The 14964-nt window shown below is 40.5% G+C and carries 9 protein-coding genes; 5 read left to right on the top strand and 4 right to left on the bottom strand.

The features are described from left to right. Nucleotides 1-196: 196 nt before the first annotated feature. Both pdeM and mfd read left to right on the top strand, forming a co-directional pair. On the top strand, nt 197-829 hold the full coding sequence (gene pdeM, locus BLQ18_RS04310; protein ID WP_090293030.1) for a ligase-associated DNA damage response endonuclease PdeM: 633 nt from the start codon (nt 197-199) through the stop codon (nt 827-829). 371 nt (nt 830-1200) lie between these two features. Continuing rightward, nucleotides 1201-4638: a transcription-repair coupling factor gene (gene mfd, locus BLQ18_RS04305; protein ID WP_090293029.1), complete on the top strand. Its 3438-nt coding sequence runs from the start codon at nt 1201-1203 to the stop codon at nt 4636-4638. A 201-nt stretch (nt 4639-4839) separates the two neighbouring features. Here mfd and BLQ18_RS04300 read toward each other — a convergent pair whose 3' ends face one another. From BLQ18_RS04300 to BLQ18_RS04285, 4 genes are all read right to left on the bottom strand, one after another. Further along, on the bottom strand, nt 4840-5997 hold the full coding sequence (locus BLQ18_RS04300; RefSeq protein WP_090293027.1) for a serine hydrolase domain-containing protein: 1158 nt from the start codon (nt 5995-5997) through the stop codon (nt 4840-4842). 116 nt (nt 5998-6113) lie between these two features. Beyond that, a complete protein-coding gene (locus BLQ18_RS04295) occupies nt 6114-8087 on the bottom strand; it encodes a DUF3352 domain-containing protein (RefSeq protein WP_090293025.1) in 1974 nt (657 codons plus the stop codon). Between the two features lie 73 nt (nt 8088-8160). After that, the gene (locus BLQ18_RS04290) at nt 8161-8820 is read right to left on the bottom strand and encodes an aspartate kinase (protein WP_090293023.1); all 660 of its coding nucleotides are present in this window, start codon (nt 8818-8820) and stop codon (nt 8161-8163) included. A gap of 52 nt (nt 8821-8872) precedes the next feature. After that, nucleotides 8873-9232 (bottom strand): YraN family protein, encoded by a 360-nt coding sequence (locus BLQ18_RS04285; protein ID WP_090293020.1) that lies wholly within the window; start codon nt 9230-9232, stop codon nt 8873-8875. Nucleotides 9233-9401: 169 nt separating this feature from the next. Here BLQ18_RS04285 and BLQ18_RS04280 point away from each other — a divergent pair, with 169 nt between their 5' ends. From BLQ18_RS04280 to metG, 3 genes are all read left to right on the top strand, one after another. Further along, nucleotides 9402-10913, top strand: coding sequence for a DUF1800 family protein (locus tag BLQ18_RS04280; RefSeq protein WP_090293017.1), 1512 nt, complete (start codon nt 9402-9404; stop codon nt 10911-10913). 11 nt (nt 10914-10924) lie between these two features. Beyond that, nucleotides 10925-12640 carry a DUF1501 domain-containing protein gene (locus BLQ18_RS04275; RefSeq protein ID WP_090293015.1) on the top strand — a complete coding sequence of 572 codons (1716 nt, stop codon included), beginning with the start codon at nt 10925-10927 and terminating at the stop codon, nt 12638-12640. A gap of 144 nt (nt 12641-12784) precedes the next feature. Continuing rightward, complete coding sequence (gene metG / locus BLQ18_RS04270; protein ID WP_090293012.1) at nt 12785-14881, top strand: methionine--tRNA ligase; 2097 nt, start codon at nt 12785-12787, stop codon at nt 14879-14881. The last annotated feature ends 83 nt before the right edge of the window (nt 14882-14964 follow it).

The following is a 14964-nucleotide window of genomic DNA, read 5'->3' as shown; positions in this document are numbered from 1 at the left end:
TCATTCCGTGCGGATACTGAGCGTAGCCGAAGTACCAAACGGAATCCAATTTGAGTGAGATGCTGAATCAAGTTCAGCATGACGCCAAAAAGTCATTTCGAAATGAGGAGTGCAACGACGATTGAGAAATATATTTTTAAGATTTCTCGACTGCGCTCGAAATGACAATTGAACTAAATTTGAGGTGTCAATGCAAATGATGCAAAAAATTCAAATACATAACCAAGATTTTCATCTCCACCCTTTGGGCGGATTGTTTTGGGAAGCAAAATCCCTTTTGCTGATCAGTGATGTGCATTTGGGGAAAGTATCCCATTTTAGAAAGTTTGGCGCTGCAGTTCCAAGAAAGGCCATTCACAAAAACTTTCTATTGTTGGATAAAATCGTTGCTGATTTTGAGCCTTTTCAAATTTGTTTTTTAGGGGATTTGTTCCATTCATCATTGAACAAGGAATGGGAATTGTTTGAAAATTGGGTCGCTAAAACACCAGCTGAAATAGTATTGGTAGCGGGAAATCATGACATCATTGCACCTGAAAAGTTTGAAAAAATAAAGGTTTCCATTTTCCCAGAATTGGTCATTGATTCTTTCTTTTTGACCCATCATCCCGAAGAGCGAGAGGGTTACTTCACCTTTTGCGGGCATGTCCATCCATCCATCAAACTCAAAGGAATAGGAAGAGACCGTTTAAAATTACCCTGTTTTTTCAAGTCTGAGAATCAAATGATATTACCTGCTTTTGGTCAATTCACGGGCACACACTCCCTTGATCCCAAAAAATCGGATGAAGTATTTGCTATTGTTGAGGATAGTATCATTAAAATTTAGAGTTTGTATGTCATGCTGAACTTGATTCAGCATCTCATCGTAAATGGTTTATAAGATTTCTCGACTTCGCTCGAAATGACATTGGAATATTCGAGTTAATTCGAGCCATTCGCGTCAAACCCTTAATTAGATTCTTCGCTTTTCTTCTACTTTGCTTAGCCTACCGCTCAGGGAACTATAGCCAATTGTCATTCCTGCGAAAGCAGGAATCCACTTAAAAACTAATGGATTCCGCATCAGGTGCGGAATGACATACCGTTCATCTGCAATAATTCGTGCCATTTGTGTCAAACAATTATTAGGCAAGAAACCCAAAAAAACATTTTTTGTAAAAGTTTCCGCGGTTTATCTTTGTCGCAAAGTTTTTTGGATTGACCAAAACCCCGATTTCCCAACTTTTTGAGCAGTCTCCCCCACTTGGGAAACTGAGGGATACTATTGCCCAAACTCAAGATAACGCTTCAGAAACATCACAAAAAATAAACCTTAAAGGACTGGTGGGTTCTTCACTTTCCTTTGTGGTTTCAGAAGCATTCAAATCTGCCGATTCACCCTTTTTGTTGGTTTTGAACGACAAGGAAGAAGCTGCCTATCATTTAAATGATTTGGAGCAATTGATTGGTGAAAAAGATGTGCTTTTTTATCCTGGAAGTTACCGAAGACCCTATCAAATTGAGGAAACGGACAATGCCAATGTATTGTTGCGAGCGGAAGTGCTCAACCGCATCAACTCTAGAAAAAAACCTGCGGTAATCGTCACCTATCCTGATGCCCTTTTTGAAAAAGTGGTGACACGAAAGGAACTCGATAAGAACACCCAAAAGATTAAATTAGGCGACGAAATCTCATTGGATTTTTTAAACGAAGTCCTTTTTGAATATCAGTTTAAACGTGTGGATTTTGTCACCGAACCTGGAGAGTTTTCAGTTCGCGGGGGTATTGTCGACGTCTTTTCATTCTCGCATGATGAGCCCTACCGTATCGAGTTTTTTGGGGATGAAGTGGATAGCATCCGAACTTTTGATGTGGAGACACAACTTTCGACGGACAAAGTGAAGAAAATTACGATCATTCCAAATGTAGAAAACAAATTCACCGAGGAAATACGGGAAAGTTTTTTAAAATATATTTCGGCTAATACGGTGGTCTTTGCCAAAAGCCCTGCACTGATCTACGACCGTATTGATTCCTTTTTTGAAAAAGCGGAAGAGAGTTTTGCAAAGTTGAGCAAGGAAATCAAACATGCGCAACCCAAAGAACTATTTTTGGATTCAGCTTTGCTGAAAAAGCAGTTGCAAGATTATTTATTCATTGAAATTGGGAACACTTCTGTCACTTCGAGCGGAGTCGAGAAGCAGACAGAAACTAATCCCTCGACTGCGCTCGGGAAGACAGCTTCAATTATTCAATTCAACACCAAACCACAACCTTCTTTCAATAAAAAGTTTGATATTCTAATTGATAACCTGAATGAAAATCGGGATTTAGGTTTCAATAACTATATATTTTGCTCCACAGAGCAACAGGCCAAACGTTTGCATGATATTTTTGATGAAGTGGACCAAACGGTGCATTATCAAACCATCATTTTTCCACTTTTCCAAGGTTTTTTAGATCATGATTTAAAAATTGCCTGTTATACCGACCACCAAATTTTTGAACGTTACCACAAGTTTCATTTAAAAAATGGCTATGCCAAAAAGCAAGCTATCACGCTTAAGGAACTCAACAAATTGGAAATTGGGGACTACGTGACCCATATTGACCATGGTATCGGCAAGTTTGGTGGATTACAAAAAATCGATGTAGAGGGCAAAAAGCAAGAGGCCATTAAACTCATTTATGGTGACCGCGATATTCTCTACGTAAGCATCCACTCGCTCCATAAAATTTCGAAATACAACGGCAAGGATGGAGCACCTCCAAAAATATTCAAGTTGGGTTCGGCAGCTTGGAAAAAGTTAAAGCAAAAGACCAAAGCAAGGGTCAAAAAGATTGCCTTCGACCTTATTCAAGTCTATGCCAAACGCCGATTGGAAAAAGGATTCCAATACGCCCCAGACAGCTATTTGCAATATGAACTTGAAGCCTCTTTCCTTTACGAGGACACGCCTGATCAAGAAAAAAGTACGCAAGATGTAAAAAAGGACATGGAGAGCGAACGACCCATGGACCGACTTGTTTGTGGCGACGTAGGTTTTGGTAAAACAGAAGTTGCCATACGAGCCGCATTTAAAGCCGTGGACAATGGCAAACAAGTTGCGGTTTTGGTTCCGACCACCATTTTGGCCTTTCAACATAGCAGAACTTTTAGGGAACGTTTGAAAGAGATGCCCGTTACAGTAGAATACCTCAACCGCTTCCGAACTGCCAAGGAGAAAAAGGATGTGTTGGAACGTTTGGCTGCTGGAAAAGTGGACATTATCATTGGCACCCATCAACTGGTGAACAAAAATGTGCAGTTCAAGGATTTGGGTTTATTGATTGTTGATGAGGAACAAAAATTTGGCGTTTCAGTAAAAGAAAAATTGCGTTCCATTAAGCAAAATGTGGATGTGCTTACCCTGACCGCTACTCCAATTCCACGAACCTTGCAATTTAGTCTGATGGCGGCTCGTGATCTTTCCGTAATCAATACCCCGCCACCCAACCGTTACCCTATCGAGAGTCAGGTGATTCGATTGAACGAAGAGATTATTCGTGATGCGGTTTCCTATGAAATTCAAAGAGGCGGACAGGTATTCTTTATCCATAACCGAATTGAGAACATCAAGGAAGTAGCGGGCATGATCCAACGTTTGGTACCCGATGCCAAAATCGGGATTGGACATGGACAAATGGAGGGTAAAAAACTGGAAGCCTTAATGCTAGCTTTTATGAATGGGGAGTTTGATGTTTTGGTTTCCACCACGATTATTGAAAGTGGATTGGATGTGACCAACGCCAACACCATTTTCATTCATAACGCCAATAATTTTGGTTTGAGCGATCTTCACCAAATGCGTGGTCGTGTAGGCCGAAGCAATAAAAAGGCTTTCTGTTACTTCATCACTCCGCCTTATGAAGTGATGACCCCCGAAGCTCGAAAACGTATTGAAGCTTTGGAGCAGTTCACTGATTTGGGAAGTGGTTTCAACATTGCCATGAAAGATTTGGAAATTCGTGGTGCAGGTGATCTTTTGGGAGGTGAGCAAAGCGGTTTCATTAATGAAATTGGATTCGAGACCTATCAAAAAATATTATCCGAAGCAATTGATGAACTCAAAGAAAATGAGTTCAAGGATTTATATGATGAAGTTGAGGGCGACAAAGAAAAAGTGTATGTGAAAGAGATGCAGCTCGATACCGATTTTGAACTTCTTTTCCCAGATGACTATGTCAACAATATTACCGAGCGACTGAACCTGTACACGCAATTAAATGATATTGAAGACGAAGAGGGCCTGCAAAAATTTGAGGCTCAATTAGTGGATCGATTTGGAGAACTGCCTGAACAAGCTGTCGATTTGATGAACTCAGTTCGAATTAAATGGATTGCCACACATATTGGTCTGGAAAGGGTAATCATGAAAAAAGGCAAGTTTGTTGGATACTTTATTGCCGATCAGCAATCCAGTTTTTATCAAAGCCCTGCATTTACCAAAGTGCTTCAATATGCCCAAACACATCCGCAATTGGTAAAACTTAAAGAAAAAGAAACCCGAAATGGACTTCGCCTATTGCTTACATTCGACAGGATTACCAATGTGGAAAAGGCCTTGAAGGTGCTTCAAGCGTTTACTCCTCAAAAAGAGAATATTTCAGCTTAGCATAAGATTTCTCACATTTCTGCCTGTTCGGCAGACAGGCGTTCGAAATGACAAGAACACCTAAAGGTTTCATTTCGATGGAGCAAGGCAACGAGAAATCTAAAAATATTAGAGATTCCGTGTCATACTTCGGCTACGATCGGCATCCGTACGGAATGACATCAATTATGATTCGTGATAATTAGTGAAATTCGTGTCTTTTTAAAAAGCCTCGTAAACCTGCTTTACAAACTCCCCAATTTTGGAAGGTTCCAACCAACGGGTCACAATGACCAATCCACTTTTTTGATCCACAACAATAAAATTCCCACCAAATCCAGCGGCATAGAACACATGTTCTGGAACACCATCCCAATGACGGCCACCTTGTTGGTTCAACCACCACATATAGCCATAGTTCACATTGGGTACAGATGGGGTAGTTGCTTTCTTGATCCAATCTTCACTGATAATTTGCTCGTCTTCCCATTTTCCGTTGTTCAAGAATAAGGTTCCAAAACGGGCCATGTCTTCTGTGGAAATAAAAAGTCCAGCGCCTGAGTGTCCACCACCTGTTACGGATTTCATTTTAATTCCGTCGATTACGGTCCAAGCATTTTCATATCCGAACCATCTCCAAGAAGTGGTCGCCCCAATTTTATCCATCACCTCTTCTTTAAGCACCAAGGGAACAGGTTTTCTCCAAACATGAGTCAATGAATAAGCTAGCACATTCACGCGAACATCATTATACTCCATTACAGTGCCAGGCTCGTTTAGTGTTCTAAACTTCCAATCGTCAAGGCCACCTTCACTTGGTGGACGGTCTGCCCAATCTTTTCCTCCCCAAAGTTCTCCTGACCAATCAGAATTTTGTTGTAATAAGTGCTCCCAAGTGATTTTGGAATTGTGGGCCCCATCAAAAGTGCCATCCCAAATGTAGCCACCCACCTTATCCTTGGTATCCTTGATCAAACCTTGATCTTCGGCAAGACCAGCAACGGTTGATAAAAAACTTTTGGTCACGCTAAAGGTCATATCCACACGCTTGGTATCACCCCATGAAGCCAAAACATAGCCATTTTTCATAATCATACCTGCAGGACCTCCGCGTTTTTTGGTCGGTCCCAATATTTGATGAAAAGGTTCTTTTTCAAAACCTTTTAAAATGGCAATTCGTAAATCCCTAGAACCTGAATATTCGTTCGCATTGGCATATTCCACTGCTTTGTCCAACGCTTTTTGGTCAACCTTAAATTGCCCTTTTCCAGCAGTTTTCCAAGTTTCGTAGCGGTCAGGAAAATTGATCTGTTGAGCGTTGGTTTGAAGTGATGTTGAGCATGCAACTAGAAGAACAGTTGCAAAAAGCAAATTTTTCATTTTTCGGAGGTTTGGTTTGGGCAAGAAAGGTAGTGATTGTTGAGGAATTGCTACAATCGACTTTGGAAATATATTTAAAAGAGATTCTTCGCTTAGCTCAGAATGACATTAATAATCTAAAACCGTTTTTTAAAGATCTGTTCTCCCTCTTGATTATAGAATCGCCAAGTGCCCACCTGTTCGTCATTTCGGAATCGACCACGGATTTTTCGAGTTCCATCAAAATAGAATTCTTGGTAACGACCATGTTTTAAGCCATCCTTTAATTCAACTTCAAACCGAATATTTCCGTTGGCATATTTTTTACTGAATGAATCTGCATTTAAATCGTTGGGATAAATGGGTTTCAAATCAAAAACAGCATCCGTTATTTCGGTTGTTGCCAAGTTTGGAGTAGATGGCTCTGATTGCTTAGGAAGATTGTTGGTCTTTTTCACCTCTTCCACATCACGATAGTTCAACACCAATCTACTTTCAAAAAGTTCGTCTTCAGGAGTCAATTGCAATCCTACTTGAGGGAAGCAGATGATAAAATCCTTGTTCTTGCGCATTTTTTGTTTGGTCGGCGCATCAGCTAGCGCATACATATTATCAAACAATAAAGGCACATTACTATAGGCAAATACCGTGGATTCGGAATCAAATTGTTCGTCGAACTTTCTAAATTCCTCATTAGTGGACAAAGTTTCACCTGCAGTTACTTTGTCAATAATACCCTTAAGGGTATTGGGGTTATCACTAAAAACCACAAAATCATCCATTTGGGTGAAATAGGGTTTGTCGAATTCATCAAACCTACCTCCCAACAACATTTTAAAGAAACCCTTTATGGAAAGAAAATTGATTTCGTATCCTTTATAATCAACTGCTTTAAACTTTACTGGGGTCTTCTTGCGGATTTGTTCGACCACAAAATCCAGATTGGTCTTAGCATCTTTTGCATTATTTGCTTTCAAGACCAAAGCCAAATCATTTTTACCTTGGTTGATGTGCGATTTAATTTGAAGCACACCAATTTCATCCCCTATCCAACTCACAAAATGCTCCTTGACATCAATTTTCAGGAATTTTTCCACTTTGGCAATCCCCTCTTGGTAGCTATCAAACTGTTCGGGGTCACTTTGCTGGACCATTTCAAAATTTTTATAGAACTCGGAGAAACTATCAAAACCATAACTCATATAAAGGGCCGTAGTATTTGGCGCAATTTTAGGAATAGAGCGTTCAGCCGTACCTGATTTTTGAAGCGCCTCCAAATAATACTCGTTTACAGCACTAATATTGGTATATCCATTGGCTGTTAAGGTACCGTTTTCATCCAAATCAAAATAAAAACCAGAAAACAAAAAGTTCTCACTCACACGTTTCACCCAATCGGAAGGTCTATCCGAATACATTTTAATATAGTCATCAAAATAATGGTATTGGGTATACAATCGGAACAAATCCTCGTGTCCCACCTTTTGATTGATTTCCAAAAAATTGAGATTTCGACCCAAAATAGGTTCATTATATTGATCAATGGATGCTTCAACCAGAGTATGTGTGTATGAAGCCACCAATTGATTTTTAATAAATGCCAAGTGCATGGTCTCCTTACTATCCCTATCGTGCACTTCCAAAATTTCGTGCTCATGATAAGTGCGCTTGCTCAGCACATAGCCATCATCCAACAGCGTATTCAAATAAGTTTTGAGGAGTTGAAGTTTGGCAATACGTTTTAAATCCAACACATAAAAAATCCCATAGTCTTTTGGGGAGATCATATGGATGGAAATAAAAAGGGAGCGATCATCAAAAAACTCAAAGAGTTTGTGATTATCCTTAAAAATGCCATCTACCCTTTGAATGTTCTGTGTAAGATTGGAAAAGTAATCGTTCTTTTTAAGATGGTTCCAAGCTTCACTATTGCTTACTTTTTCCCAACTTTCCACAGGTTGTTCCGATTCAATGATGAAAACGGCATCCTGAGGAATCAAATAAATGGACTGAAGATTGGTTTTTGGAGATAACACAAATATGTACACCAAGTAACACACATAAAGTGTAAACAAGGTCAAAATCCCCAGCAGAATCCGTTTTTTGGTCATTCCTTCAAAAGTGTCTTTTTCTTAAACGAAGGAGATGCCCATTTAGTTTAGGAAACCCGTGGCAATGTAAAAATTATAAGGATTTTAGATCTTTAATGGTTCGGAAAGCTACATCCACTTGTTCATCGTTCACCAAAATAGTAAACTCGTTGGTTGTCGAAATCACTTCGTATAGCACAATGCCCTCCCAAGCCAATCGCTGAAAAATAAAATAATAAATTCCAGGTACTGAAACGTTCTCCGCAGGTAATTTCACCGTAATCGAAGATAACCCTTCAGCCTTTTGGGTACAACGCTCACTCTTGAAATATTTCTCCACAACGCTATCCATCACATTGCTGATTACAATGTTGATCTCGTTCACACCTCTTGAAGAAGTATAAAACACATCTTGGTTCTCATTGACCTCTTCCAACAATTTGGCCTGTTGTTCCAAAATGGTATCGGAGGCCAAAAAGGTATAATCGGAAAGGTTGGAACGAACGGTAATCTCACCAATATTCTTGAGCACCTTTACAATACGATGGGTGGCCCTAAACTCCAAATCGTCGGACAAACGCTTCAATGCCATCACAATGGCACCATCTTTAACATCCTTACCCAATTCTTCGGCGATCTCGGGTTTTATCTGTCTAGATAATGATGTAAGGTTGATAATACCCTGTGCCAAAGCTGTTTGCAGAAATGGTTTTTTCTTAATGTAGTGCTCAACTACCGCAGATATGGTTTTCATTCTTCATTGGTTTTGAGCAAAAATAACATATTGTTACAAAACAAACAAATGGTTAGAAAAAATAAAATGCGTTTTCAAAGTGCTCAATTTCAAATTTTTCCCTGTTTTTAATGACTGTAATTACATCAAAACGCACCTCAAGATCCAGGTCATTTTCTTCCACATACTGGTTGGCCGCTAGGGCTAAAAGCTTCACTTTTTTAGGGTGGATTACTTCTGATATATCCTCCAAAAAGCCTTTATTTCTTGACTTCACCTCCACTATCACCAAAACATCCCGCTTTAAGGCAATGATATCGACCTCAGCTTTTTGAAAGCGATAATTTTGGGCACAAATCTCATATCCAGAAGCAAGCAAATGTTCCTTTGCCATTTTCTCACCAAGCTTCCCAAATTTGTTATGATTTGCCATACGATTACCCAATTTTATAAAATTTTACGCATTTCATCGAAAAATTTGGTCGTTGATGGACTTTAGAACGTTAAGGTTGTAATTTGTTGGCTCAATTGAACCACCCCAACACTAGCATAAACATATAGTTGCCCCAAAACTATGTACCTAATTAACGCCAGACATTGCTATGGAGTACTTCATCAATTGTAATTCCTCTACTTTGGCGCCGTATACTACTCCATTGGATGAGTTACGTGCGGCCCATTTGTACCGAAGGCTAGGTTTTAGTGCCTCTGTTGATACCATAAATGCCGCTGTGGGACAAACCGCAGGTACTTTGGTAGATGCATTGGTCGACCAAGCTTTAGCTGCCCCACTGATTCCAGCACCCGAATGGGCCGATTGGAACGATGCCAACTATCCTGCTGATGATGATTTGGCAGGTCAAATACGGAGAGCACAAATTGAGGATTTTACAACCGCCTACGGAAACGCACTATTGGACAACAACCTCAGAGATCGATTGAGTTTTTTCTGGAGCAATCATTTTGTGACCCAGTTGGAAACTTATAATTGTCCACAGTTCCTGTTTTATTATATCAATTGCCTACAGCGAAATGCCTTGGGCAATTTTAAGACCTTCACCAGTGAAATTGGCCTAACCAGTGCCATGCTCTATTATTTGGATGGGGTACGAAACAGAGGTAATAATCCCAATGAAAACTACGCCCGTGAGCTTTATGAGCTTTTTACATTGGGTGAAGGGAACAATTATACAGAAGAAGACATTATTGAAACCGCGAAAGCACTTTCTGGTTACACTGAACGTGGTGAGGAAGGCTGTACCCAAGTAACATTTGACCCAGAAGAATTCAACACCGAGAACAAAACCATTTTTGGGCAAACAGGTAATTGGGGGTATGATGATGTTATCGATATTTTATTCAACCAAAGACCTGATGAAATCGGATGGTACATTTGTAAAAAGCTGTATGAGTTTTTTGTACACCCCGATTCAACCAACGATGAAGGAGGAAATGCTCCTGAAATTATTGATGGGTTGGCCCAAACCTTTATCTCCAATAATTTCGATTTGGCACCAGTGCTGCGTCAACTCTTTAAAAGCCAACACTTTTTTGATGAAACCACAATTGGGGTGATCATCAAAAGTCCAATCGACCTTTATTTCAATTTTTTAAAGGAAACGAACTTTACGTATGATGATTCCGATGTACTGACAATGATCGATTCTTGTTCCTTATTAGGTCAACGATTTTTTCAGCCTCCCGAAGTGGAAGGTTGGCAGCGTGACAGACAATGGATCAATACGAATTTTATAATTGGTCGTTGGCTCACCATGGAATTCTTTTTGGAAAGAGCTTTCCAAGATAACGATGAACAATTTAGAACCTTGGCGATGGATGCTGTTGGGGCTGCCGAAAGCAATACCAGTAATCCAGAAACCGTGGTTAGGGCATTGGTAAACAAGTTTACACCCAAGGGCCTTTTGACAGATGCTGATTTTGAACGCGCTATGGATGCTTTCAAAATAGATGATGTTCCAGAAGATTATTATTCTTCGGATTACATTCCAGGCGGTAACGGATGGTGGGTGCTTTCTTCAAGTATGGAAGTACCGACCCAAGTCTATGTTTTACTGCGCCACTTGTCCAGAGAACCCGAGTTTCAACTTAAATAACCCCATCACCCATGTGCGATAATCACCATAACCACAATACATCTCCTCACAAAGGCCTAGAACACGAAGGTCATGATTTGGAACACAAAAAATGGAGTAGACGTTCCTTTGTGCAAGCCCTTGGGATTGCGGGGTCTGGCTCCATGTTTTTAGGAAGCCACTTTGTTTCAGCCTCGGCGCCTTCTCCCCTTACTGCAGCTGTTGCGGCAGCAGAAACCGATAATATTTTAATCCTGATTCGCTTATCAGGTGGAAATGACGGTCTTAGTACCGTAATTCCGATCCAACAATACGACACCTATGCCAATGCTAGGCCAAATATCTACATTCCAGAAAGTAAAGTATTAAAACTTACGGACGATTTTGGAGTACCTACCTATATGAATGCTTTGGAATCCCTTTGGGGAGATGGACAGTTTAAAGCTGTTCACGGCGTTGGATACGAGAATCAAAGTTTATCCCACTTTACGGGTTCCGATATTTTTGCCAATACCGATTTGACCACAACAGGATTCTCGGGTGAAAATACAGGATGGATGGGTAGACATTTTGAACAATTGTATCCTGATTATCTGATTTCACCTCCTCCAGCACCTGCTGCTATTCAAATTGGAAACTTGGCCAACTTGGTGTTTCAGGGCGAGGAAACCAACTACGCCTTTGTTACCAACAATGTGGATCAATTGGAGCAAATTGCAGAAACAGGTCTGTTTTATGATGTTGATGCCAATACTCCTTTTGATAATTGTATGTATGGCGACCAACTTCGTTTTTTAAGAGGGGTTGCGAATACCACTTACGAATATGCTGGCACCATTCACGATGCATATATGGCAGGTCAAAACCAAGTGGAATACCAAGATAATGGATTTGCTAGACAATTAGCGCTTTTGGCTAGATTGATCAAAGGCAACTTGGGCACCAAAGTCTACATGATCTCTATGGGTGGATTTGATACCCACGGCAATCAACCTATAGTGCATGAAAGATTGATGAGTAACCTATCCGTGGCCATCAATAATTTCTATGAAGACCTTGCGTACACGGAACAAGACAATAATGTGTTGAGTATGACCTTCTCAGAATTCGGACGACGAATTTTTGAAAATGGTTCCAACGGTACCGATCACGGAAAAGCCGCTCCAACCCTATTTTTTGGTTCTGGATTAAATGGTAGTGCCTTCGTGGGCGACCATCCATCTTTAGATGAACCCAACAACCGTGGTAATTTAGAGTACACCATGGATTTTAGGGATTTGTACGGAACCGTATTGGCCGAATGGCTTTGTGTACCCAGAAATTTAGTGGAACAACACCTTTTGGGCCACCCCTATAGAGCTATTGACCTCGGATTTAATTGTAGTGGAGAAACATTGGAGGATATTGCCATGGATAACGATCCACCAATTTTACCCGAAACACCACCAAGTCAAGATCCGAACAACCCGAATGTGGATATTTTGGACGGTATTGTTCATTCACCTTATTATCCAAGTTCCCGAGCACCGCATATTCATTTAGAGATGCCTGTTTCGGCCCATGTTGATATTGAACTTTTCAATATTTTGGGACAACGTGTTGGAACATTGTTCAACGAAATAATGTTGGAAGGTTCCGTTGAAATCAATATTAGAGAACGAATGCGTGATAGCCTTTCCACTGGAAAATACATTTATCGCATATCTGTAGGAGAGAAAAAAATGAGTAAATCCGTGATGATCTCTTAGAGAAACAAGAACTATAATCCTCAATTTTAGGAAGCCTTCGATAGTGCACCCCATACCCCAAGTTGGGTCGCATTATTGGAGGTTTCCTTTTTTAGGAAGTATCCCGCTAAAATCAGTATTTTTGGGGCCTAATTAGAATTTTTCATGGCCCAGAACCCATCACCATCAAGATATACGATTACAGCTGCACTCCCCTACACCAATGGCCCCATTCACATTGGGCATTTGGCAGGAGTCTATGTTCCTGCGGATATTTATTCCCGTTACCTTCGCCTAAAAGGCAATGATGTCGCTTTTGTTTGCGGTAGCGACGAACACGGTGTGGCCATCTCCATGAAAGCCAAAAAAGAGGGTGTTACTCCAAAAGAAATCATTGACAAATACCACGCTATCATTAAAAAATCCTTTGCGGATTTTGGTATTTCTTTTGACAATTACTCCAGAACTTCTGCGGAAGTACACCATAAAACAGCTTCAGACTTCTTTAAAAAGATGTACGAAGCAGGGGATTTTATTGAAGAGGTAACCGAACAATTGTACGATGAAGAAGCCAATCAATTTTTGGCCGATCGTTTTGTCATCGGTACATGTCCAAAATGTGGCAATGAAGAAGCTTATGGCGATCAATGTGAAAGATGTGGTTCGTCATTGAATGCTACCGACCTTATTAACCCAAAATCGACCATTACAGGTGCAGTTCCGACCCTAAAAACAACCAAACATTGGTTTTTACCTTTAGATCGTTACGAAGGATTCTTAAAAGAATGGATTCTGGAAGGCCATAAAGCCGATTGGAAACCCAACGTGTATGGCCAATGTAAATCTTGGATAGATGATGGCCTTAAACCACGTGCGGTAACCCGCGATTTGGATTGGGGGATTCCCGTTCCCGTTGAAGGTGGCGAAGGAAAAGTATTGTATGTATGGTTTGATGCCCCCATCGGATATATTTCTTCCACCAAAGAATGGGCCGAACGCGAAGGAAAAGATTGGGAGCCTTATTGGAAAGACAAAGACACCAAATTGGTGCACTTTATTGGAAAAGATAATATTGTTTTCCACTGTATCATCTTCCCGAGCATGCTAAAAGCCCATGGAGATTTTGTGTTACCCGAGAATGTTCCAGCCAACGAATTCCTGAACTTGGAAGGCAATAAATTGTCCACCTCCAAAAACTGGGCGGTTTGGTTGCATGAATACTTGGAAGAATTTCCAGATATGCAAGACGTACTTCGTTATGCATTAACGGCCAATGCTCCAGAAACAAAGGACAATGATTTTACTTGGAAGGATTTTCAGGCACGCAACAACAACGAATTGGTGGCCATTTTTGGCAACTTTGTGAACCGTGTCGCTGTGCTTACCCATAAATATTATGATGGCGTAGTTCCAACTCCTGGTGAGTTCACCGAAACGGATTTGGAAACCTTAAATACATTAAAAACCTATCCAGGTATCCTTTCCAGCTCTTTGGAACGCTATCGTTTCCGTGAAGGAAGTCAAGAATTGATGAACTTGGCCCGATTAGGCAACAAATATTTGGCCGATGAGGAACCTTGGAAACTCATCAAAACCGATGAGGAGCGCGTAAAGACCATTATGTATGTTGCACTTCAAATTGCAACTGGATTGGCGGTTTTGAGTGAACCCTTTTTACCATTTACTTCGGAAAAACTGAAAGGCATTCTTAATGTCAGGTCGAGCGCCCGCCTGCAGGACGGGCAGGCAGTCGAGACTTCATGGGAAAGTGTAGCTACTAAAGACAGTTTACTTCCTGCTGGACACACCATAAACAAAAGTGAATTGCTTTTCCGTAAGATTGAAGACTCAGAAATTCAACAGCAATTGGATAAACTAGAAGCCACTAAAAAAATAAACGCGCAAATGGAAAAAGAAGTAGCGCCGCAAAAAGATACCATCACTTACGATGATTTTGCCAAACTCGATATGCGAGTTGGTACCATTATAGAAGCAGAAAAAATGCCAAAGGCCAACAAACTTTTGGTATTGAAAATAGACACGGGTCTGGATACACGAACCATTGTTTCTGGAATTGCTGAAAGCTTTAAACCTGAAGACATCATTGGTAAAAAGGTTACAGTTTTGGTGAACTTGGCCCCTAGAAAACTACGTGGCGTAGAAAGTGAAGGGATGATTTTGATGACTGAGGATAAAGAAGGTAAACTCGTTTTTGTGAACCCAGATGAAGATGGGGTCAATAACGGGGAAGGTATTAGCTAATTCATGTCCAAAGAAAATGTCAGGTCGAGACCTACTTTAAAAATGGATGAAAAGACTTCTCGACTACGCTCGAAGTGACATCT

It is taken from the genome of Flagellimonas zhangzhouensis (assembly GCF_900102925.1).
In the GTDB taxonomy this organism is placed as follows: domain Bacteria; phylum Bacteroidota; class Bacteroidia; order Flavobacteriales; family Flavobacteriaceae; genus Flagellimonas; species Flagellimonas zhangzhouensis.
This window is presented reverse-complemented; position numbering and strand designations above follow the sequence as displayed.